This is a genomic window from Shewanella sp. HL-SH2 (assembly GCF_051164935.1).
GTDB classification, from domain to species: Bacteria; Pseudomonadota; Gammaproteobacteria; order Enterobacterales; family Shewanellaceae; genus Shewanella; species Shewanella glacialimarina.
The window spans coordinates 3,995,301-4,017,971 of the sequence record NZ_CP195035.1 but is presented as its reverse complement, the minus strand read 5'-3'; the positions used below and the strand labels follow the sequence as shown (position 1 = coordinate 4,017,971).

Sequence of the window (22,671 nt, the reverse complement as noted above, 5' to 3'; positions counted from 1 at the left end):
TTACCTATTGCAATGTCTTAAATAGTTTTTCCAATTTTTGTATTGGTCTACTTTAATTTCAAATGCTTGATCGGCTGGAAGAGGAGGGCTACAGAGATACCCTTGAATTGAATCGCAGCCTAATTCATCCAGAAAACTCAATTGCTCAGTAGTTTCGACACCTTCGGCAATGACATTTAGCCCAATTGAGTGAGCTAAAGTTATAATTGCAGAGGCGATGGCTCTATCATCTTTATTGGTTGTAACATCTGTGATGAATGATCTATCAATTTTCAACAGGTCAAAGGGCATTCTTCTTAGGTAATTCATCGAAGAGTATCCTGTTCCAAAATCATCTATCGATAGTGAGACGCCCAAATTATGCAGCTCATGTAATTTTTCGGCGGTTTCAGCAATGTTATCGATTAATATGCCTTCGGTGACTTCAAGCTCAAGATATTTCGCCTCTAATCCTGTTTTGATAAGTATTTCATGGACCATTTCAACAAAGTTTTTCTCTTTGAATTGATGAATTGAAATATTAACAGCGACTTTTTTTGCCACTTTCCCTGCAGATTGATTGGCTTTTTCCTGCTGACAAGCGGTCTGCAACACCCAATGCCCAACCGGTATAATCATGCCAGTTTCTTCTAATAGAGGAATAAAACTGTCGGGAGAAATTAAGCCATGTTCAGGATGTTGCCAGCGAAGCAATGCTTCATATGCCTCAATTTTGCAGGAGGTTAAACTTAGCTGAGGTTGATAATATAATTTAAATTCGTCACGCTCTAATGCGCGGCGTAATCCAGATTCAAGCGTTAGGCGGTTTAATGTAACTTGTTCAATTTCAGAGGTATAAAACCGAAATGAATTCCTACTACTTCCTTTAGCAAGATACATAGCAGCATCTGCATTTTTAAGGAGTAATTGTGCAGTAATTCCGTGATCAGGGTAAAGACTGATACCGATGCTGGCTGTAATAAATAATTCAAAACCTTCATATAAGTAGACTTCAGAAAGGGAGCTCAGTATCTTTTGCGCTATCGCAGCAATATCGTCTACCGCTGCGATGTCATTCAGCATAATGGCAAACTCATCGCCACCAAAACGGGCAACAGTATCATCATCACGCATACAGTCTGATAACCTTTGCGCCATTTCATTGAGCAATAAATCACCAACATGATGGCCAAGTGAGTCATTAATGATTTTGAATCTATCTAAGTCTAAAAATAATACCGCCAGGATACGGTTTCTCCAATGTGCTGTTTTAATTGCTTGCTCGAGACGATCGAGGAACAAAACACGATTTGGTAAACCTGTTAGTGAGTCATGATGGGCGAGGTGATAGAGATTCTCTTGTGCCTCAATACGGTCCGTAATGTCTTTACCGCTAGATATATAGCTAGTAATTTCACCTAGGCTATTGAGCTGTGGGGTTATTGTTTTCTCTTCATAGTAAAGGCGTCCGCTTTTATGCCTATTAATAATAATCTCATTAAAAATTGAGCCCCTTTGAATTGTTTTCCAAAGTCGATGATAAAACCGATAACTTTGTTTATCTGATTTTAATATTCTAGGAGTACGGTTTATGAGTTCTTCTTTTGCGTATCCAGTCATCTGACACATAGCCGGATTTACATATTCAATAATACCTTCCTTGTTTGTTATCATAATGCCATCGGCTATTTGCTCAATAGCCGTTGCCAGTTTACGCATTTCAAGTTCAGCATTACGCCGCTCTGTAATATCTTGTAAGGTGCCAACTATGTTAATTACCTGACCATCAGGGCTAATTGACACATCACCTTGGTGCCTTATAAAAAGTACGGTTCCATTATCAAGCACTAAGTGATGCTCTATATCATAGGGTTTTTGTTCTCGGATTGTTTGCTTGAGAATATCCAAAACATAGTTTTGATCTTCAATTGCTAATTTAGCAATAAAATCTTCTTGCAAAATAAATCTCTTGCCTTGGGGAAGTTGGAGTATGCGATATATTTGTTCCGAGCAAGAAACGCTATCATTTGTAATTGACCATTCAAAATGGCCTATTTTAGCAATTCTTTGGGCCTCTGCGAGTCGATCTTCGCTGCACTGAAGAGCTGCAAGACTTTGGTTTTTGATCACCATTTGTTGTTGTAGTTGATCGTTTACTTCAATTAAGTCCTGAGTTCTTGCTTTTACCAATGATTCTAAATTGTCGTTGTTTGTCGATAGTTGGTTAATGGTGCAAATATCATCATAGGATCTCAGTGAAGTGATCATCGCTGTTTCTAGGTATTGCGAGGTAAGTTTACTTTTTTCTAGGTAATCATTGATATCATATAAGCGTACAATTTTATGCTCAGGGGCTTGACCGGGCTGACCTGTTCGTAAAATAATCCTAACCGTTCTATTTTGCAGCTCTTCACGAATATACCTTACGGTCTCAAGCCCTGCAGTATCACTTTCCATCACCACATCTAGCAATAAAACGGCAGCATCAGGATGCAATGCCATCATTTCACGCGCTTCTTTACCCGAATAACCATGTATAAAATGAATCTTACGTTCTTTAAACGTAAAATCATTAAGCACTAGCTGTGAAACGTCATGAATGTCCTGATCATCATCAATAATTACCACTTTCCATGTTGATTTTTTAGCGGGTATTTTTGAGTCATGGCTGTCAGTTCGTTTTGTTCTTGGAGTGTTAGCGAATAATAATTCTTCACCACGCTCAATACTGGGACTGCCTTGTATGTTCATAGACTTCCTTCACTCTATAAATATTCATGATTAGTTTTATAATCTTTAATATTTATAGCTTAGTAAAATATTTTTGTACATTATGATGGCAATAAAATAAAAATCATCGTGGCTTCGATTGTTGATTAAGTATTAAACAGCCTGCTAGGCTTTGTTTGCTCTTTCAAAATGACAATTGAGATGACATCACCCCAAAAATAGCGGTTAGCTTATTAGATGCTAGAGCTGATTTTCACTGTTTTTTGGGAGTGGGCGTGAAGGATTTTTTGTGCTGGAAAATATTGTTATCTATTCAGGGGTAATCGCTACAGTTTGGATTGTCATTGGGATTTATATCGCGAGCAAATTCTATGCAGGTTACAGTCACTCTAAACAATTTTGCAGTGAGTTAGGCGCAACAGGAAGCCCCATTGAAAAATTATCTGCGTTAATTAATAATTACCCTTTAGGCTTTTTATTCTGCTTTTTTGGCAGCTATTTAACCCAACTTTCAGTCGTGTTGAATCCGTTGCACTACAAGCTAGCACTGGTTACAGATTACTAGCTTGCTCAACCTAAGCGCTTCATTATCTAAGCTTACCATCAAGGTGTATCTGTCGTTATTGTTGATCTAATAGCTGGTATGAAGGGTTTGTTGTCTGCGCCAGCTAAGCTCCATTGCGGGGATGGTAAAACCATAACAGCATACAACAATAAAAGGCTGAATTTGAAAGCTTAGCTCAGGCCAAAGTAAAAAGGCGGTTACACAGGCAGCTGTGCGTACAACAGCATGTACTATAGCCACTTTTTGTGCTGCTAAAACACCATGGACTAGCCACATCAGTCCTGTTTGTACTGCCAGGGCAAAAGGTAATGCGAGATAGTTCTCCATAAAAAATGGGATGCTAATCGCAAAGGTAAGTAAGCTCATGCCCATCGCGGCTAAAAATACACTTTCAAACCAGTTACGTTGATGCTTTTTCTTAAATTGTATGTTCTCACCGGTTAAACGAGATACGCCCATTGCTAGGTAAACAATTGATCCCGTGCCTATAAATACTGCCATTATCATTTCTGATGCGGGTAATACAAAGCTTAATACCAATAATAAACTCCAAACAATCATGCCAGATAAGGGCATTGCTAACGCGCGTAGTTGACGGTATTCAATTAACTGTTGGTCTAATGATTTGTATTGCATGATGTAGCCTCCTTGTTGGTATAGACACATTATCTGGGTAACGGCATGTTTGCGTTAGTGAGAAGTGTCAACAATAGAGGATGACAAATGTCATGTCCTATAGGGTTGTTTTAATAGATTTTAAAACTGATGGTTATAGACCAATCGATTTAAATGAACCTAATAAATTGGCTGTTTAAGGCATTTTTTATTACTTTTATTCAATTAAATGGTCGATAAACTAGGGAGCTATTCACTGGCAGAATTATCTTCAGATTTGGTGTATTCGAAGTGGTTATACAAATTTGGGCTGAACAATCAATTCATACCAACAAAGAATCAATCGTAGAGGTTTATTTACTCCTTAATTATCTATCCCTATCAGTGATGGTAGCTTTGATACACTTTTTTAGTGCTGAAGGTTTAGGAAAGGAACTGGAGTAACATAATAATCGTAAGCTTCTAAAATTAAAGGCTAAATGACAACATCAATATTAGGATTAATAACATGACTATTGATGCTTTTTACAACAGAAACGAAGATAAACTCTACCAAGCTATAGTTTAGCGTTCGACTCCCGCATCGTCCTACTCAAGCAAACTAAAAATTAACAATCAATGACTTAATTAAGACGACTTACTTAACTCAATAAGATTTAGATAGGGTATATTACGGATATTGAATCAGTTATAATTAATATATTCAATGGAACTGATACATAATTGAACCTATGTATAATGGACTAGAACAATGAAAAAGGAATTTCAGTGAAAAACTTATCTGCTAGGCAATATCAATTCATCCCAAGCTACTCAGTCACTCAGAGTCAGCATCAAACTGTAAATGACTCGTTATATAAGCATAAAGCTTGCTAATAATTTGGACTCGTCATCGGCTAGAAAGACCTAGAGCTGACTTCATATTGTGATATTTGCTCATATTTTAATGGCCTAATCAAGGTGTTTAACTATGAACAATATTGCGGTTTAGTTTCAAATTAATCCCAAGGCATCATAAAATATTTTGTCTATTTACCACTGGGTAGTGGCAATAACCAATTCAATAATATAAGGAAATTTAAATGAATCTTGCTCGTAAAATTACTGCAATCGCTGTAGCGGGTGCACTTTCTGCTTGTGCAGCGACACAAGTTGACAATACACCAAAGCACCCGACAGCAGTGGTTACTGCAGAATTTACTATTAATGGTTTATATCTGCCGGATCATAAAGGTACGCAAACCGTTTATACACGTGAAAATATGCGTGCGATCGATCAAAAAGCGGAATTTGATAGTTTTTATATGGGTTGGGCAGACTACGATGAGACTCTTATTTTCAGGATTTCTGAAAACCTACTATGGCATGTTGACCATGATAAGAAAACCTATCGTGAATGTCCTCTCAGTGGTTGTAAAAATGTGTTTGAAGAATTTATGGCTAAAACCCAAAGCGCTTCAGATGAGGAAGAAGAATATGAAACTTATGAAGAAAAAGGCTGTAGTGTCACGTTAGATAAAAATGACTTCACAGTCGTTGCGACTAATAACACACGTAAAATAGGTGGCTTAGCCTCGCAGGAATATACCGCGACTTGGACAACCGAATTTAAAGATGAAAACGGTAAAATAGACCTTAATTTACTGCAATTTGTATTTTGGACCACCACCCCAACGGCAGACATGAAAGGCGTTTGGAAAATTCATGAAAAAGCCACTGACAACTATCTTAATCAGGTAGGCGACAAAAATGGTTTAGTCCGTTTATTGGGTAAAGATGGCTATAAAGCCATTAGTGCTTTTAGTGGTGACGTAGAGAAAAATGATAAACAAAATTTTAATAGCATTACTGAAAAGCTAGCCACTATTCAAGGTTACCCATTATCGATAAAAATGGAATGGTTTCAAAAAAGTGAAGCTTGCCCTACTGTGAAGAAAAAGCGATCTGACGCTGGGCTCGATTTATCTCAAGGCCTTGAAAGTGCAGCGACAAATTTTTTTGGTAATCTGATTAAAGATGAAGCAGATAACGTTGTTGACAGTGTTGTTTCAGAGTGGAAAAAAGATGCAAGGGTACGTTATATATATGAAGTCACTTCAGTGTCTGAAAAACAAATAAATGATAGTCGATTTAATGTGCCCAATGGCTATACACTTGAAGATAGGCAATAAAAATACTTAGATAAGGCCTCTTCATAAACGACTAAAGCAAGTGTGCTTAACGTTAATAAAACCCGATTAACATTGCGTGTTAATCGGGTTTTATTGATTTAGGGCCGAGTGATATCGGATAAAATCTAAGAGTTCATTTTACTTATGTTCAATCAGGTTGCTGCCAACAACGACTCTAACAGTTTGACCCTTTAATCTTAAAAAGTGCCTTTTGTTATTATGATAACCATTCTAATAACTCGAATGCTTTAAGGCATTTTTTGCTATTTTTATTCAACTTAATAGTCGATAAGCTAGAGGTAATTCACTGGCAAAACTGTTTTGCTAGTCTGGTATTTCGAGGTGATTATGCAAATTATCTATAAAACTCAAGCTCGCCCAGCAATGGATGGTGATGGGGTGAACATTAAACGTGTCGCTGATTTTGGTAAACAAAGCTATGACCCCTATTTAATGTTGGACGAATTAAAGTCGGATGATAAGCAAGATTTTATTGGCGGTTTTCCACCGCACCCTCATCGTGGCATTGAAACCTTTACCTATATTATGAAAGGCGGTTTTGAGCACCGTGATCATATGGGCAATGTGAAAGCTATTCGTGCTGGTGATGTACAGTGGATGAGCACAGGCAGTGGCGTTATTCATTCTGAAATGCCGTTAGCAGATGCTAATGAAGGGCTACACGGTTTTCAAATTTGGCTCAATATGCCAGCTAAAGACAAAATGCGTCCGGCTATTTATCGCGATACAACGGTTAATCCTAACCCAAGCTTGCTCAACAATAAGGGCGCCAAGCTGATTGCGTTAGCCGGCACTTGGCAGTTTGCTGATACACCAGACAGTATCACTAATACCCATATTGAAGGGCTTGCAGGCAGTGGGGCTATTGCTGATTTGATTATTGAGCCAAACAGCTCTGCTAATATTGCGTTAAACCAGCATGGCGCAGTCAATGTTTATATTTATCAAGGCCAGCTTAATGTGCTGGTTGACGGCGAAAATGTGGTGTTTGGCGAAGGCACTATGCTTAAACTTAATCCGCACATATTGGCACAGTTCAACGCAGGTGACTCAGGGCTAGGGTGTTTAATTCTGGCGGGTAACCCAATTAATGAGCATATTGTGCATATGGGGCCGTTTGTAATGAATACTCAAGCTGAAATTAATCAAGCGGTTGAAGATTACCAGCAAGGGCGTTTTGGCCATTTAGCACATTAATCGTTTAGAGGGTTGCTGATTTATTAAACGGCTAAAATAATAGAGCTTAAACAATGATGCAGTAATTTTTAGGGTTTATTGCTATAATTAGCCCGTTCCGGCCAAAGCCATTTGCTTTGGCCTTATTATTTTTAGTTTGCTTTCAGCACAGGATATTCCTTTGAGTCAATCACCTTCGCAAGTTGCCAGTCAGGCATTTTCATCATTAAACTTAAAACCCGAGTTATTAGATAACCTTAGCACTATGGGCTATGAGTCTATGACACAAATCCAAGCAGAAAGTTTACCGCCGATTTTAGCGGGTGATGATGTGATTGGCCAAGGTAAAACCGGCTCAGGCAAAACTGCCGCCTTTGGTTTAGGCTTGTTAAATAAATTAGATGTGAAGCGTTTTCGCATTCAAACTATGGTGCTTTGTCCTACGCGTGAGCTAGCAGACCAAGTCGCTAAAGAAATTCGTACTTTAGCCCGCGGCATTCATAACGTGAAAGTACTGACATTATGTGGTGGTGTGCCAATGGGACCACAAATTGGTTCACTTGAACATGGCGCGCACATTATTGTCGGTACCCCAGGGCGTATTATTGATCACCTAGATCGTAACCGTCTTGATTTAAGCGATGTGAATATGTTGGTGTTAGACGAAGCCGATCGTATGTTAGAAATGGGCTTTCAAGAGCACATTGATGCGATTATCGATCAAACTCCGCATGAGCGTCAAACCCTGCTGTTTAGTGCGACTTTTCCAGAGCAAATTCAATCTATTGCTGAGCGCATCATGTATAAGCCGGTGATGGTGAAAGTGGAATCTACCCACGATAACTTAACTATTGATCAGCGCTTTTACCGTATTGAAGACAACCAAGGCCGCTTAGAAGCGCTGCGTTTGTTATTACTTGATAAGCAACCAGAAAGCGCTGTGGTATTCTGTAATACCAAGCGTGAAACCCAAGACGTGGCTGATGCACTGCTTGAGTTTGGTTTCAGTGTTTTAGCATTACACGGCGATTTAGAACAACGCGATCGCGATCAAATGTTACTGCAATTTGCTAACAAAAGTGCCCGTATTTTAGTGGCAACTGACGTAGCAGCGCGTGGTTTAGACATTGACGCGTTAGATGCGGTATTTAACTACCATTTAGCTTACGACAGCGAAGTGCATATTCACCGCATTGGCCGTACAGGTCGTGCGGGTAGCCAAGGTGCAGCATATAGCTTCTTTGGTGAAAATGACGGCTATAAAATGGCGATGATTGAAGAAGCATTGAATAAAGATATTGTGCCTTCAACACTGCCACCATTAAGTGCGTTAACTAAAGCACCGCTTGCACCTCTTATGCAAACCATACAAATTGAGGGCGGCAAGAAACAAAAAATTCGTCCAGGCGATATTGTTGGTGCATTGACTGGCGAAAACGGCATTGATTTCAACGATATTGGTAAAATTAAAGTGACTGATATTCGTGCTTACGTTGCGGTATCTCGCACCGTGGCACAGGAAGCTATGTCTAAAATTACTAAGGGCAAGCTGAAAGGTAAAACCTACCGCGCTTGGTTTATGTAAAACAGACTTATCAACTAGCATTATTGGATAGTCGCTTATCGTGACTTAACCCTATAGCTAGTCGTTAGTTTCACCCCAAAAGGAGCATAATGCTCCTTTTTTTGTTTTCGTTTTTTAATAGCATCATCACGGTAAGCGGCAGTCTTATCTGATTATTACTTTGAGCTAGCGCCATGTTTGAGGTAAATTCACTGCAAGTAAAATGATCAATAACGTCAATAGACGGATACTGAACAGTCGATTTCAAAAGGTATGATTGCTATGACTCCCGCCATTGATTTAGTTAAAAAACACCGCTTACCTTTTACTGTGCATGAGTATCAGCATGACTCGAATGCGGTCTCTTATGGTTTAGAAGCCGCTGAAAAACTACAAGTAAAAGCTGAACTGGTGTTTAAAACCTTAGTGGTCGAAACCGACAGCCATAAATTAGCGGTAGCGATATTGCCTGTCAGCCAACAGCTGAACTTTAAGAAAATGGCCAAAGCGCTGAAGGTTAAAAAAGTACACATGGCAGACAGTGCTTTGGTGGAAAGCACTACAGGTTATGTATTAGGTGGGGTGAGTCCTTTGGGGCAAAAAAAGCGTTTGGCCACTGTGATTGATCAAAGCGCAGAATTATTACCACAACTGTATTTTAGTGCCGGCAAAAGAGGGCTTGAATTACAGATGTCGCCAACGGATTTACAAGCGTTACTGTCCGCCAGCTTTGCTGATATTACCAATGACTGAGCGGTTTAGACGCTGTCGCTACTCAAATTGAGGCCTTAATGCTTCTGGCAGTGAAAACTGCACAGGTTTAGCTGTGACTGGGCAAACAAAAGCAAATTCACAACAGCATAATTTTAAATCTGGAGCATCCGCCGTGGCATTGCCATGTAATCTGTCGCCCACCACAGGGTGACCAATACTGGCCATGTGAATACGAATTTGATGCTTACGACCCGATTCAATTTTAACCTGCACTTTAGATTGATCTAATTCAGGGTTGTATTGCAATAAAATTGCGTGCGATAGCGCGGGTTTACCATCTACTTGGGTATTAATAGTTACCTTATTATCGGAAAAACGTCCTTGCACTATCACCTGGTAAAATTTATCTAACTGACGAGTCTCAAACAGTTTAGCAACTGCTGCGGTGGCTTTTTTGGTGTGGCCGATAATAATCAACCCAGATGCTGCGCGGTCAAGGCGGTGGATAATATACGCGCTACGTGGCGGCTCGGTATTTAATTCAATAAAGCGATTAATGGTAGTGTGATCGCTCCACTTAGAAGCCTGGCAGCGTAAGCCATAGGGTTTATACCACAGGCTGTATTCACCCTGGTCAAACATCAACTGCGCATTGGCGGGGACTTCAGCGAGTATGTGGCTGTTGTAATATAAATGCAGTTTATCACCCACTTTAAGGGCTTTTTTAGCGCGCCTAAGTCGAATAACCTGTTTGCCATGGGTGTGCCAAACGGCGCCTTTTTGCATGGCCTGTTTAATCACTTGCTTTGATAGACCAGAATGTTGCGACAATAACGTGCTTGCATCGACCTCACAGGAAGTAATGTCGAGATGGCATTCAATCAGATTATCTATTTGTGGTGTATCTGGCATAGTTTGCATCGGCTTTTACAGTTTGATAAACACTATTTTACGTGATTTGTTGCTGAAGAGGTGATCAATTTGGCGATAGGTGAATAATATTTCAGGCCACTTTAACCGTAAGTTTCTTTATTGGTAAGATAAAACAGCGTAGCATTAGCGGCATAAGTAAGCCTTTTTTGGAGCAACAATTGGACCATTTTTTTTGGAATGCAGACCCTGTTTTGGTGTCGTTTATGGGGTTGACTGTACATTGGTACGGCGCATTATTTGCTACCGCGATAGCGGCGGGTTTCCAGGTAATGAAAAAAATCTATCAGGCAGAAGGCTTGGACCTTGAGTCATTAGATAACTTTCTGGTTTACTGCGTTATCGGTATTATTGTGGGGGCAAGGCTAGCCCATTGTGTATTTTATGACCCGAGTTACTATTTTGCTCATCCACTTAAAATACTCGCTATTTGGGAAGGCGGCCTAGCCAGTCATGGCGGCGGCTTAGGCGCCATTTTAGCCCTGTATTATTACAAACGAAAAATAGGCCTGCCATTTTTGTTTTTGTTAGACAGACTGGCGATTGCCACGGCAATTTTCGGCTTTTTTGTGCGTATGGCAAATTTTGCCAATTCAGAAATTCTAGGTGAGCCAACCACAAAACCCTGGGGTATTATCTTTGAACGTATCGATTTGCTACCGCGTCATCCGGCGCAATTGTATGAAGCGTTTGCTTATCTACTGATTTTTATTTTGCTGGTGGGTTTATACCGCAAAACAAAATTAAAGCTGCAACATGGTGGCCTATTCGGGGTGTTTTTAGTGTTAGTGTTCAGCGCCCGTTTTGCGATTGAATCGGTTAAGGTTAGCCAAACCGCTTACAGCGAAACCTTGATGACAGCAGGCCAGTGGTTAAGTGTGCCGTTTTTAATTGTCGGTGTTGTATTACTTGGTCGCGCTATGATGGCAAAAAGTGAACCCGTGACAAAGAAGTGATTAGCTAGCGCTATCAATACTTTTAAGGCGATTTAATAAGCGAACAAAAAAGTGGTCAAGGCGATATGCGCCTGACCACTTTTTTATGCTAATGACAATTATGTCGATAACAATCTAGTTTCGCGTGCCTGTGAGCCGCTATTACTATTTTAAAATCACTTTAATTTAAAATCATTTCAATTTAAATATCACTTCAACGCGATCACTCACGGTGACTTGCCCTTGCTGATAACCCTGATTAGCGTCACTCGATTCTGCCGCCATACGGTACATTACCGGTTGCACTGGCTGTTGGTCAAAATAGCGAATTTGCCACACGCCATCGACCTTTTTATCAAATCCTTTGGCTAACGATGCGGCTTTTTGCTTGGCATCTGTGATAGCGCTTTGGCGTGCCTGTTCAACATATTCCGCCTGCTTACTTGAGCTCAGTTTAATGTTGTTAACCCGATTGATACCTTGATCTAAAGCGGTGTCGAGTAAGTCATTTAACTGGCTTAAATCTCGTACGGTAATCGTCATGCTTCTGCTGGCCTGGTAAGCCACCAGTTTAGCGGGCTCATTGTTTTGATAATGATATTGCGGGCGGATATTTAAATTGGCGCTGTCGATATCATTTTTGGCAATACCGGCTTTATCTAATCGGCTTAAAAACTGACTAATGGCCTTATCTGACTCGGTTTTAGCTTCTTTTGCTGTGGGTGCATCAACCACTACTTCAATATCAATAGTGGCCATATCAGCCTCAATGCTAATTTCGCTGCTGCCGATGGTTTCTAAGTGGGGAAATGGTAAGTCTGCCGCAAAAGCCGGTAAAGCACTGAACGCCAGTACTGATGACATGATTGATGCCAGTGCTGATGTGCGTACTGTAGGAAAGGTTAAGGCTGAAAATGAGTTAGAAAAAGTAAGCAGGTTCATGTATTGCTCCAAATAAGGGCGATGTGCCTCAAGTGTAATTTGTTTTATTCGTTAATGTTGATAACGCTATAAACGAGAGTAAATCTAAAAAGGGTTAACAATATTATTTATTTTTTATTGCTGGCATCACACGCGCCGTAATGGCGGGTTTTTTCTAAAATCCTGTGGCGTGATCTGGTACCAACGTTTAAAGGCTCGTCTAAAGTTTGCGACGTCAACATAGCCTAATTCAAAGGCTATTTGCTTAATACTCATGTTTGATTCACGTAAATAATGCTGTGCTAAATGTTGTTGAACATTGGTGAGTAATTGCTGGTAACTGGTGTGATGTTTTAGCAGCTGACGGTGCAAGGTGCGTGGGCTTACATGTAATAGCTGGGCGATATCCTGTTGAGATATTTTGCCTTGATGCTTCAAAATAAGTTGTTGAACCTGGCTGATTAAATCTATGGGTTGTTGTGCATCAAGTTGCTGTTGGCAAAATTGTTTGGCCTGAAATGCCGCCGCTGGGTCGCTACTAGCCAGCCTTTGGTTTGCGGTAGTTTGCGATAACACAATACTATTATTCGGTTGTGAAAATAGCAGTTCACAGGGCATAAAGAGTGAATATTGCTCGTAATAATCAGGCTTTGTTACTTTTAAATGAACCGCTTTGATCACGGACTTGTCAGTCAGAAGGTGTAAAAACAGGGTTAGAAACGTCACCGTAATGGCATCAATAAAGGCTTGATGGCCTTGAGGAAGAGGCTGAGACAAGTCAAAGTTGATGTGTAGTTTTTGATGATGCGCGCTGATATCAATTTCAATTAACGGATTACGGGTATGAATAAACTGCTTTAACAGTAATAGCGCATCATTTAACGAGGCGCTATTGAGCATCGCTAACCCTAGCATGCCATGGGCAATAACAGATATTTTTTTACCGACATACAGGCCAATATCTGGCCGCTGTGACAGTGTTATCGCGCTGTCTATTAACTCACTATATTGGCTAAGGGTTAACTGGCTATTGGCTTGCTGTAAGTCAGCTAGTGTCAGTTTATTTTGTTGTAACCATTGCTGCGCCGGTAATTGCCAATCACACAATTGCTGATACAACTGATGCAGATAAAATACCGGTATTAAAGGCTCGCTAACCGCAGACATATTTTTGATGACTTTGTCATGCTTTATAGGGGGAGTTGCAGTCAAGGTCACATCCTAGTCAGACATCAATGCCCTAGTTGTAGCGGATTTAATCAAAGTTGTCTATAAATGACCCCTAGATGTCTTTTTTACCCGCTATTATTTTTACTCACACTTGATAGATTAATTATTAATAAAAGGCATTAGCTAGGAGCTAACGGTGCACTATTTAAAATTTATGTCGTTCCATTTAATGGGCCTATTTACCCTGGCTGCGCTGACGTTAGGTCAATTTTACATCGTGCTGGGTTATGCCATCTGGTTGTTATTCTATATTGGTGGCGACATTGTGTTAGGTGATGATGATTCAACGCCAAGTTATGCTCATCACAGCATTATGACCTGGCAGCTTTGGCTGGCATTGCCCTTGTTAATGGCCATTCTATTTGTGTTTAGTTGGCATTTTGCTACTACAGATATATGGGGTTATGGCCAATGGATAACCGAATTAACCGGCTATGATGCACTGGCGGCCAAAGCCAATACCAGCTGGTATCAACAACTGGTATTAGTGGCTTTTACTGGGCTGGTTATCGGGGTGATAGGCACAGTGACGGGGCATGAACTGGTGCATCGTACTTGGCATAAAATGTCTTACACTATTGGGCGATGGTTATTAGCCTTTAGTTTTGACGCTAACTTTGCCATTGAACACGTATACGGCCATCATCGTTTTGTGTGTACCGCGCAAGACCCAGCTTCTGCACCAAGAGGCCGCAATGTTTATCAGCACATTATTGTGTCTAGCTGGTATGGCAATATCAGTGCCTGGAATATTGAAAAGCGTCGCTTATCCGTTAAAAGTTTACCGATATTTTCACGGCATAATCGCGCGTTAAGAGGCATTGCCATGAGTCTGGTTATTCTTCTGGCGGTGTTTGCTTTGGGGTCTTGGCAGGCATTGGCATTTTTTATTCCCACCGCACTGTGGGCTAAGGCGACGTTAGAAATAGTCAATTATATGGAGCACTATGGTTTGGTTCGCGCCAATGGCACTAAGGTGGCGCCACGGCATTCATGGAACACCAATAAACGCATCAGCTCCTGGTCATTGTTTAATTTAACTCGCCATTCGCATCATCATGCGCAAGCTCAAGTACCGTATCACCGCTTAGCACCTTATGAAGGTGCACCTATGATGATCAGTGGTTACTTAGCTACCTTAGGGTTAACCCTTATTCCGCCGTTATGGCATCGACTTATGCTGCCTAGGTTAGCCCATTGGGATACTCATTTTGCCAATGAGGATGAAAAAGTATTAGCGCAACAAGCCAATGACGCCAGCGGTATAGCGGCTTACCAACAAATGCATCAAGTTGAAACGGGTTCAATACCAGCCTAGGTCAGTATTAACCTAGGCTGATATGTAATGCTATGTAGAGGCTTAAGCTGATATTACAAATAGAGGCTTAAGCTGATATTACAAATAGAGGCTTAAGCTGATATTACAAACTTAGGCTAATACGATTACGGCCTTCTGCTTTAGCACGGTAAAGCGCGGTATCAGCGGCGCAAATTAGTGCGGTGGCGGTGCGGAACTGGCCTTGTTGTTCACAGGCTATGCCCTGGCTGACACTTATTTTTACTTCCTGGGTTAAGCCCATATCAGTAAATTTAATTTGATTAATTTGGCGCTGAATCTTTTCAGCCACCCGTTGTGCCTGCGCCTGGCTGAAGTTAGGCAGAATAACGGTAAACTCTTCGCCGCCAAAACGGGCGGCTAAGCAGTCGCGGTTAGGCATGGCTAAGTTAATCACCTGAGCCACTTTTTGTAAGCACTTATCGCCATTAATGTGGCCATAGTTGTCGTTAAAAATTTTAAAGAAGTCGATATCAATCAAGATCAAACTTAACGGATGTTGATGTTGTCTGCTATCGTCCCAGGCATTTTGCAATGCTTCATCAAAAGCATGACGATTAGCTAAACTGGTCAGTTTGTCGGTATTGGCTAAACGGGTTAACTCTTCAAACTTTTCTTTGTGGCTAGTGAGGTTGTGCATTACCCCGACAATTAACGGTTTGGCATTTTCACCTACGGGCAGGCACGACAGTGAAATGTCGGCATTGACTAAACTTGAGTCAGAGCGTTGCAGTACAATTTCTTTGGGGCCGTGATTAAATGGGGTGAAGGTTTCACGCCAATGGGCAAACAACTCTTGGTATTCTTCTTGGTAGGCCGAGTTAACAAAGTTAGTCCATTTTTGACCAATCAATAACTCTTTTGGCGAGCCGAAAAGTTTGGCTGCATGCTGGTTAATCATTTCAATGACGCCTTCATCATTGACCACAAAAATGGCTTCTGAAATGGCATTCATCAAAAAACCTAGGCTAGATAATTGGGTGGCCTGATCTAACGTGTGCTCAAAAATTTTCGGTGTTGATACTGTTTTTGGGGGACTGGTTAACGCCGTTTTAGTGGGGGTAACAGGCGCATTTATTTGATCTGGCGTGGGGAAGTTTTTACCTGATAACGCCTTAGCAAGTTCAGTGGCACGGGTTAATGTGTCATGGAATTCTTGGTATTTGTCAGAGGTAATCATGGTCAGTCCCTTTTAAAATATAGTGTGTGTCAAACAAACGTATTTCGATGACACACACTATATTGGAAAAAGTAAAAAACAGCCTTCCGTTAACCTTCTGGTTGTATCTTATTGTTTTTAAATTTAATTTTGAGGAGGTCTGTTGAGTACTTGTGGGTCAGGGCTCACAATGCATTCATTTGTATTGAGTGGCGTTAACACGATTCTGAATGAAATATCATCGTCATGGTTACAGTATGTGTCTTGAATTTTTAACTCAGTGGCTTGGTTCTTTATGCTGACTTTTCCGATATCAGGATCATTTGGATTACCAAAAATGATTCCCACAAATCGATATTTAGCCGCTGTCGCGGTATCTAATATGAATCTAATTGATGTGTCTTCTTGTACAACTAGTTGACACTTTGGTGAGCCGTTATATAAAAAGCTCGATTGTTCATAAGTTACGGTGACACTAATTTTATGGGCAGATGACATTTTTATTTCCTTATGGTGGGGTTGATATTTTAGAGGTTAAAAGTGGGTAATGATGTGAGATATTAATGTGCATTTGATCTAGTGCATTTAACTGCTCGGTTATTGATACTTTCGATTTTAGGCATAAGTTGGCAGCAACAAATGCTTGATTCAACTCAATGTCATACAGATAAAATCTTTCAGGTATATGAGAGAGTACTAATTGACAGTATGACTCCATAGCTAGCTTCTGCTGATTCTGTTTTGCTTGCGTTGCAGATAGTAGCGCAGCCTCCATTGAAAAAGAACTTGGTGTTGATTGGGCTATAGTCGATAGCTGGTTTAGCTCGATTAGAAGTAATTCACTTTCCTGCCACAGACCTAGTATTTGAAAATATTTTATGGCGGCAATCAGATTAATAGTTTTAAGCTCTAAGTACTTATTGTTTTGCTCAGATAAAGAATATTGATCAGCAAATTGAGCGAATAATTCGAGTGGGGTAATAAAACTTGATTGTGATGATTTTTGTTCGCTAATTAAGTGGGCAGCTAAAATCAGCTGCTTGGCTTGTATGTTTAATCTTTCAAAGCGCCAGTAGCTATTATCAGGGTCTTGATTATGCATCTTATCCAATAATTCAAATGCCTGTTTGCTCATATCAAATGCAAGCTGCCACTTGGCTTGAGCGGTTAAAATCGCTATTTGATGACTTAAGATATAAGAGAGCACCTCCATTAGTGGTGCATCTTTTGCTTTTTCTTTTAAGAGTAATTCCAATAAATGCTGACCTTGAGCATATAGCGCTAATGCACCTTCTAAATCACCTTGTTTCATCGCGGTACTGGCTATCCATGAATAGGTATCGGCTGTAGATGAGGCAAGTAAACTGTCTTGAGGTGACTGCACTAAAGCTTTTTGCTTTAGTTCTAAAGAGAGTTCAAAATTGCGTTTGGCGTTAATGAATTTTTTTGGTTGAAAAATAGACTGCCTAGCGAGTTGTAGGCATAGGATAATTCGATCCATGCATCGATATTGTCTGGTGCAATTTGATTCATTTTAATACTGTAATCGCGGTAAAGTTCAAATTGCTTTAGTGTTTCAGCATCTTTTCTGTCATTTAATGCTATTTGACCTACCCAGAAAGCGTTTGCGCCCAATAGTTTGAGTAGTTCAATATCTGGGGCGTTGCTGGTTTCATCATAGAGCGCTTGAAGAATGTGTTGAGAATCGATAAATGCTGTTAATGCTTTGCTGTTATCGCCCCTTGAATAAGCAACCTCTGCTTTTGCTGCCAATGCCTGACCGTGTTGTAAGCGGCTTTGATAACTTAATTTTTTGTAGGCGGCTGATGCATTCGTTTGTTGATCATTACTAGCAAAATATTCCATCGACTTTTGGGTGATACCATCTAATAAATCCATGCGACCGACGCTACGTAATTTATCGGCGAACTCGCCGACCATAAAGCCTAATAAGCTTTCTGCCTGCTGTTGTTTTTGTTTAGCAAATTGTTCAGCCTGAATACTTTTAACGCTCATAAAAACAGCCAATAAGGTCAGCATGCACAGCACGGCTATGGTGGACATTTTCGCCAGGCGTTTTACGCCAACGCTTTTCTTAGAGGCATGAATAAAGGCGTGTTGCTCAGTATCTAAATTAAACAGCGGGTTGTCGGCCAGTGCTAGTGCTTCTTGCAGCGGTTTACCTTCGGCCAGTAAATAGGCTTTGTGCTGTTGCTCATCTTGCCAACGCTGGCTAAGTACGGTTAAACGTGCGTTAACCCGCAAGCTGTCACGATGTGCCTCTATCCATTGTAATACCCGTGGCCAGCGTCGTAATAGTGCCTCGTGGGCAACGCTGAAACAGCCCTGGCCATTTTGCAGGTGTGACACAAATAAGCGGTTATCAATCAGGGTGTGTACTAGAGCGGTTTCGTTGTCGTTGCTCAGTTGGCTTAAGCGTGCGGCGCGGCTGGTGATGTTGGTTTCATCGGCGGATAAGGTGACTAATAACGATAATACTTTGCTTAAACTGTGTTGGTGCTTTGCGGCTAATGCGGCAAAAATACCTTCGGCTTTTTGACCAATAGCGCCTTCTATTCCGCCCAGTTTTTGATATACCGACACTAATAAGGTGTCGTGTTCATCGCGCTGTAAATACAGCTCTTGTAAGGTGTATTGCAGCATAGGCAGTGCGTCAGGGTTATTAGCCGCTTCGGCGCACAGTAGTTCATCTAATGGCGTGTGGGTTTGCGGGTCTGTGTCCCATTTAAGGCCCGCAGCTTTAGCGGGCAGGCGGATCATTTGCAGTAACTCAGTGCGGTTTGGTGCGGTTAAGTCAAAGTGTGATCCGCTGGCTTTACCGGCCATTAAACTGGGACGACTGACCACCTGCGGATAAAAGTCATTTCTACAGGCGCTGAACACCATAAAGTAGCCGCTGGTGGCGAGCGATTCAATTATATCTAATGCGGTTTGAATGTGAGCTTCAGTAAAAATAGGTGAAGAAAGTAGCACTTCTACACGGTCAATAAATATCGATAGTTTGGGCGTAATTGCGGTGTTAGTTTGCTCGGTATTGGCTAAGGCCTGTTTGGCTTGTTCAATGACCTTGGGCATATCTTGCTGCAACATGACGGCGAGATTTTCAGCGGTCATGCCATCAAATACCGGTGTATCGTTTATGTCTAAATCCAGCAGTGCAAGGGCGATGTCGGTAAATAAACGGTCCTGGCTAATATCGGCTAAATCTAAACTGGTGTGAGACACAATGCCAATGCCATCAAACCCCTGTGGGCGCATAAACTGCGGCACCACACCGGCATTTAATAATGATGATTTACCGCTGCCGCTAGGGCCGAGTAATAAACAAAATGCCCGACCAAATTGTACCTGGTTGCTCATGCGCTTGAGTAAGGTGCTGATTTGTTCGCTGCGGCCGTAAAAAACCTCGGCGTCTTTGGCGTCAAATGCGCGCAATCCGGGGAAGGGTGAGCCACCTTGCCAGGTGTTAGCTTGAATATGTTCGTCTTGCTCCACTAATGGATAGTGAACCTCGGCTAAGGTGCGATAGCCGCGTTTACGAATGGTTTCAATAAATGTGGGGTTAGATGCGCTGTCACCAAGGGTTTTGCGCAATTGGTTAATAATTTTATGTAGCGGATTATCACCCACCACAGTATGGCCCCAACATTGCTCGACTATAGTATCTGGGCTGAGCACTTCACCTGGGTGTTGGCACAGCAGTTGTAGCACGTCCATTGCTTTGGGCTCAATTTGCTTGATGTCAGCGCCCTGTTGCAAGCTGTTACTTTCTGGATTGACCTGCCAGACCCCGAAGAAGAAATGTTGTTTATTCATATTATTATGTTTTCTTTTTAGGTGTAGTTAACAGCGAAGTAACATCGTTAATGTTGATCTTTTCGCCTTGTTCCAGCTGTTTTATGGCTTGATATATTATCGCATTCACTGGTGTCGCTATATGACATTGCGCCCCCAGTTTGACTACCGCGCCATTTAGATAGTCAATTTCTGTTAAACGTTTGGCTTGAATGTCTTCCCACATTGACGAACGGGCATGTGGGTCAATGGCTAACATAGACTTTGCTGCAATATTAAACAAGCCGTTGGGCAAACGCAGTATTAATGGCAGCCACCTTGGGGCGACTTTAGTAAATTGCATTAACGGGCGCTGTGTTTTATGACATATATCAAGCCATTCTTGCATAGCTTGAGCCAGTAATAGCCTTAAAGGCCGCTGTTTCAATTGAGCCTGTATCGGCAGATCGCAAATAACATTAAGGGCATTGTTAAGGTTAAGCAACAGTTTGCCGTTTATTACAGCGGTCATATTGTCATGCAATTGGCAGCTTAGGCCATGCTTGGTCATGTCCTGGCTAATCTGCTGTGTGTGCTTGCATAAAGGCCAGATAAATTGACCTTCAGTGCCTTTGTGAAAACGGCCATTAGCTAACTGCAACACGTTAAACGGGGTGATGCCCTGATAAATTTGACGTTGGGGCAACTGTCGATGGGCGTTATCAAAGCTGCCAAGACCATTTTGCATAAAGATAATGCTGCTGTTGGCATGGGTAATGTTGAGTAAATCTGGGTAGTTGCTGTCAAGCTGATGGCATTTTAAGGTGACAAACACTAAATCGAAACGTGGGGGCTGGTCAGTTAATGGGTCTAATAGGGTTAAGTCGGTGATGATATTGCTAGGCATGACGCAATGGTTTGAGCCGTGATAGTCGCTGATAGTTATGCCGCCATTATCGAGGATGACTTGTTTAATCCGTTCTCGACAGATGACAGAGACATTTTGCTTGGCGATTAATAGCTCAGCTGCTAAGTAACACCCAGTAGAGCCTGCACCATAAACCGCGATATTCATTGCCGTGCTTGTTGGCTTGATCATTTTATTTTACCCAATAAAGTGCATTTACAATGAAACTACATCCGCAGTAAGTGGCTCGCGCTGTCGATTCTACAGGATTGTTAGCGTTAAATTATGCCATTTTCTTTTTATTCAATGGCAATAACATCAACCTAAAATGTAACAAAAAGCATAATAACTTGTAACTTTTTGCCTTTTTTGTCAGCTTAGGTGGCAATTATTATCAAATGAGCGATTTATAATGAAAACAACAGTATTCGCAGTATCAAGATTAACCACTTTAATCGGCGGCGCATTATTAGCGCTAGCATCTCAAGCCGCTGAAATTCAAATTATTCATGCAGGACAATTACTGGCTGTACCCGGTGAAAAGCCACTAGAGCAGCAATCTATTATTGTGCGCGATGGCATTATTGAAGAGGTAAAAGCCGGTTTTGTTAAAGAGGTTGCTGTAACGGCTGATGACACGTTAGCGATTATAGATTTAAGCCAGGCATTTGTTATGCCGGGCTTAATGGACATGCACGTGCATTTACAGGGTGAATTAGGCCCTAAAAATGACAGCCAAAAACTGCGTATGTCTGATGCCGATGTGGCGATGCACAGTGCGTATTTTGCTAAAAAAACCTTATTGGCAGGCTTTACCACAGTACGTGATTTAGGCGCTAAAGTTGAGCAAATTTATGCCCTGCGCGATGGCATTAATAAAGGCTGGGTTGATGGCCCAAGAATTATTGCCTCTGGCGGTGTGTCGGTTACCGGTGGCCATGGTGATGTAGATGGTATGAGCCCAGATTTATTGGATTTATACACAGAAAAAACTATTTGTGATGGCCCTTTTGATTGCCGCCGAGCCACACGCCGGGCGATTAAATTTGGCGCAGATGTGATTAAAATTACCTCTACAGGCGGGGTGTTGTCTGACACCAATACTGGTACGGGTCAGCAAATGGAAGATGATGAGCTAAAAGAAGTGATTGATGCAGCTCACGCTTTAGGGCGTAAAGTGGCCAGCCATGCCCATTCTGCCGCGGGCATTAACGCCGCATTACGCGCAGGCGTTGATAGTATTGAACATGGCAGTTATGCCGATAAAGACAGTATTAAATTATTCAAAAAGTCGGGTGCGTTTTTAGTGCCAACCTTGCTGGCTGGCGACACTGTGGTGCAAATGGCTAAAAGCACAGATGTGTTTTCTCCTGCGATTAAAGAAAAAGCCATTCGTGTTGGCGGCGATATGATGGACAACTTTAAAGCCTCTTATAAAGCAGGGGTTAAGATAGCTTACGGCACTGACAGTGGTGTGTCGCATCACGGTGACAATGCTAAAGAAGCGGTATTAATGCACGCTGCGGGCATGACCAACATGGATATTTTGAAAAGTGCGACGGTTAATGCAGCTGAATTGATTGATATGTCAGCTACGTTGGGTACGCTTGAAAAAGGCAAGTTTGCCGATATTATTGCGACCTCACAAAGTCCGCTTGATAACATTGAAACCTTATTAAATATCCCCTTCGTAATGAAGTCAGGCATTGTTTATAAACAAGATTTATAAGCAAACCTGTTTGTCTTGTTTTGTTGCAAGTAGCTGATTTTATGGGGTAAAATCAGCTAGTTGCTTATCGTTTAACACTTATTTAATTACAATATTAATATTTTTTAATTGCGCGCAATTGATTATCGCGATAACAATGTGTTTTAATAGCTTCACGCAATGATAATTTTGCTCGCTGTTAATGTTAGGGCTGC

At 41.3% G+C, this 22,671-nt stretch carries 17 protein-coding genes and 1 pseudogene; 8 read left to right on the top strand and 10 right to left on the bottom strand.

Going from position 1 to position 22,671, the window contains the following annotated elements; translation table 11 throughout:
- Positions 1-2,730: an EAL domain-containing protein gene (locus ACRWP9_RS17565; protein WP_434927058.1), complete on the bottom strand. Its 2,730-nt coding sequence runs from the start codon at positions 2,728-2,730 to the stop codon at positions 1-3.
- Positions 2,731-2,998: 268 nt separating this feature from the next.
- Here ACRWP9_RS17565 and ACRWP9_RS17560 point away from each other — a divergent pair.
- A pseudogene (locus ACRWP9_RS17560) lies at positions 2,999-3,229 on the top strand (DUF998 domain-containing protein); the annotation flags it as partial.
- Positions 3,230-3,340: 111 nt separating this feature from the next.
- Here the strand turns inward: ACRWP9_RS17560 and ACRWP9_RS17555 are convergent.
- Complete coding sequence (locus ACRWP9_RS17555) at positions 3,341-3,910, bottom strand: DUF7010 family protein (RefSeq protein WP_434927057.1); 570 nt, start codon at positions 3,908-3,910, stop codon at positions 3,341-3,343.
- A gap of 1,061 nt (positions 3,911-4,971) precedes the next feature.
- Here ACRWP9_RS17555 and ACRWP9_RS17550 point away from each other — a divergent pair.
- The 4 genes from ACRWP9_RS17550 (at position 4,972) to ybaK (ending at position 9,574) form a co-directional block, all read left to right on the top strand.
- The gene (locus ACRWP9_RS17550) at positions 4,972-6,060 is read left to right on the top strand and encodes a hypothetical protein (protein ID WP_434927056.1); all 1,089 of its coding nucleotides are present in this window, start codon (positions 4,972-4,974) and stop codon (positions 6,058-6,060) included.
- A 348-nt stretch (positions 6,061-6,408) separates the two neighbouring features.
- On the top strand, positions 6,409-7,278 hold the full coding sequence (locus ACRWP9_RS17545; RefSeq protein WP_434927055.1) for a pirin family protein: 870 nt from the start codon (positions 6,409-6,411) through the stop codon (positions 7,276-7,278).
- A gap of 160 nt (positions 7,279-7,438) precedes the next feature.
- Positions 7,439-8,842 (top strand): ATP-dependent RNA helicase DbpA, encoded by a 1,404-nt coding sequence (gene dbpA, locus ACRWP9_RS17540; RefSeq protein ID WP_434927054.1) that lies wholly within the window; start codon positions 7,439-7,441, stop codon positions 8,840-8,842.
- 261 nt (positions 8,843-9,103) lie between these two features.
- A complete protein-coding gene (gene ybaK / locus ACRWP9_RS17535; protein WP_434927053.1) occupies positions 9,104-9,574 on the top strand; it encodes a Cys-tRNA(Pro) deacylase in 471 nt (156 codons plus the stop codon).
- A gap of 18 nt (positions 9,575-9,592) precedes the next feature.
- On the opposite strand, the gene ACRWP9_RS17530 is transcribed toward ybaK, so the two are convergent.
- Positions 9,593-10,447 carry a pseudouridine synthase family protein gene (locus ACRWP9_RS17530; protein ID WP_434927052.1) on the bottom strand — a complete coding sequence of 285 codons (855 nt, stop codon included), beginning with the start codon at positions 10,445-10,447 and terminating at the stop codon, positions 9,593-9,595.
- A 179-nt stretch (positions 10,448-10,626) separates the two neighbouring features.
- Here ACRWP9_RS17530 and lgt point away from each other — a divergent pair, with 179 nt between their 5' ends.
- Positions 10,627-11,421 carry a prolipoprotein diacylglyceryl transferase gene (gene lgt / locus ACRWP9_RS17525; protein WP_434927051.1) on the top strand — a complete coding sequence of 265 codons (795 nt, stop codon included), beginning with the start codon at positions 10,627-10,629 and terminating at the stop codon, positions 11,419-11,421.
- 171 nt (positions 11,422-11,592) lie between these two features.
- Here lgt and ACRWP9_RS17520 read toward each other — a convergent pair whose 3' ends face one another.
- Both ACRWP9_RS17520 and ACRWP9_RS17515 read right to left on the bottom strand, forming a co-directional pair.
- The gene (locus tag ACRWP9_RS17520) at positions 11,593-12,342 is read right to left on the bottom strand and encodes an oxidative stress defense protein (RefSeq protein ID WP_434927050.1); all 750 of its coding nucleotides are present in this window, start codon (positions 12,340-12,342) and stop codon (positions 11,593-11,595) included.
- A gap of 126 nt (positions 12,343-12,468) precedes the next feature.
- A complete protein-coding gene (locus ACRWP9_RS17515) occupies positions 12,469-13,533 on the bottom strand; it encodes an AraC family transcriptional regulator ligand-binding domain-containing protein (RefSeq protein ID WP_434927049.1) in 1,065 nt (354 codons plus the stop codon).
- A 154-nt stretch (positions 13,534-13,687) separates the two neighbouring features.
- On the opposite strand from ACRWP9_RS17515, the gene ACRWP9_RS17510 reads away from it, so the two are divergent.
- Entirely contained in the window at positions 13,688-14,869 is a 1,182-nt protein-coding gene (locus ACRWP9_RS17510) for an alkane 1-monooxygenase (protein ID WP_434927048.1), read from the top strand.
- A gap of 103 nt (positions 14,870-14,972) precedes the next feature.
- Here the strand turns inward: ACRWP9_RS17510 and ACRWP9_RS17505 are convergent, their stop codons facing one another.
- The 5 genes from ACRWP9_RS17505 to ACRWP9_RS17485 form a co-directional block, all read right to left on the bottom strand.
- Positions 14,973-16,067, bottom strand: coding sequence for a diguanylate cyclase (locus ACRWP9_RS17505; RefSeq protein ID WP_434927047.1), 1,095 nt, complete (start codon positions 16,065-16,067; stop codon positions 14,973-14,975).
- Positions 16,068-16,190: 123 nt separating this feature from the next.
- Positions 16,191-16,544 (bottom strand): DP-EP family protein, encoded by a 354-nt coding sequence (locus ACRWP9_RS17500; RefSeq protein ID WP_434927046.1) that lies wholly within the window; start codon positions 16,542-16,544, stop codon positions 16,191-16,193.
- A 10-nt stretch (positions 16,545-16,554) separates the two neighbouring features.
- On the bottom strand, positions 16,555-17,430 hold the full coding sequence (locus ACRWP9_RS17495) for a hypothetical protein (RefSeq protein ID WP_434927045.1): 876 nt from the start codon (positions 17,428-17,430) through the stop codon (positions 16,555-16,557).
- 20 nt (positions 17,431-17,450) lie between these two features.
- The gene (locus ACRWP9_RS17490; RefSeq protein WP_434927044.1) at positions 17,451-19,883 is read right to left on the bottom strand and encodes an nSTAND1 domain-containing NTPase; all 2,433 of its coding nucleotides are present in this window, start codon (positions 19,881-19,883) and stop codon (positions 17,451-17,453) included.
- A gap of 4 nt (positions 19,884-19,887) precedes the next feature.
- On the bottom strand, positions 19,888-20,940 hold the full coding sequence (locus ACRWP9_RS17485) for a 2-dehydropantoate 2-reductase (RefSeq protein WP_434927043.1): 1,053 nt from the start codon (positions 20,938-20,940) through the stop codon (positions 19,888-19,890).
- A 220-nt stretch (positions 20,941-21,160) separates the two neighbouring features.
- Here ACRWP9_RS17485 and ACRWP9_RS17480 point away from each other — a divergent pair, with 220 nt between their 5' ends.
- Complete coding sequence (locus ACRWP9_RS17480; protein ID WP_434927042.1) at positions 21,161-22,477, top strand: amidohydrolase family protein; 1,317 nt, start codon at positions 21,161-21,163, stop codon at positions 22,475-22,477.
- Positions 22,478-22,671: the final 194 nt, after the last annotated feature.

What these genes read in the sequence shown, in the direction of transcription:
- ACRWP9_RS17490 (WP_434927044.1), bottom strand. Translation starts at nt 19,883, where the DNA reads ATGAATAAACAACATTTCTTCTTCGGGGTCTGGCAGGTCAATCCAGAA.
- ACRWP9_RS17555 (WP_434927057.1), bottom strand. Translation starts at nt 3,910, where the DNA reads ATGCAATACAAATCATTAGACCAACAGTTAATTGAATACCGTCAACTA.
- ACRWP9_RS17480 (WP_434927042.1), top strand. Translation starts at nt 21,161, where the DNA reads ATGAAAACAACAGTATTCGCAGTATCAAGATTAACCACTTTAATCGGC.
- ACRWP9_RS17545 (WP_434927055.1), top strand. Translation starts at nt 6,409, where the DNA reads ATGCAAATTATCTATAAAACTCAAGCTCGCCCAGCAATGGATGGTGAT.
- ACRWP9_RS17550 (WP_434927056.1), top strand. Translation starts at nt 4,972, where the DNA reads ATGAATCTTGCTCGTAAAATTACTGCAATCGCTGTAGCGGGTGCACTT.
- ACRWP9_RS17485 (WP_434927043.1), bottom strand. Translation starts at nt 20,940, where the DNA reads ATGATCAAGCCAACAAGCACGGCAATGAATATCGCGGTTTATGGTGCA.
- ACRWP9_RS17565 (WP_434927058.1), bottom strand. Translation starts at nt 2,730, where the DNA reads ATGAACATACAAGGCAGTCCCAGTATTGAGCGTGGTGAAGAATTATTA.
- ACRWP9_RS17505 (WP_434927047.1), bottom strand. Translation starts at nt 16,067, where the DNA reads ATGATTACCTCTGACAAATACCAAGAATTCCATGACACATTAACCCGT.
- ACRWP9_RS17500 (WP_434927046.1), bottom strand. Translation starts at nt 16,544, where the DNA reads ATGTCATCTGCCCATAAAATTAGTGTCACCGTAACTTATGAACAATCG.
- ACRWP9_RS17520 (WP_434927050.1), bottom strand. Translation starts at nt 12,342, where the DNA reads ATGAACCTGCTTACTTTTTCTAACTCATTTTCAGCCTTAACCTTTCCT.
- ybaK (WP_434927053.1), top strand. Translation starts at nt 9,104, where the DNA reads ATGACTCCCGCCATTGATTTAGTTAAAAAACACCGCTTACCTTTTACT.
- ACRWP9_RS17530 (WP_434927052.1), bottom strand. Translation starts at nt 10,447, where the DNA reads ATGCCAGATACACCACAAATAGATAATCTGATTGAATGCCATCTCGAC.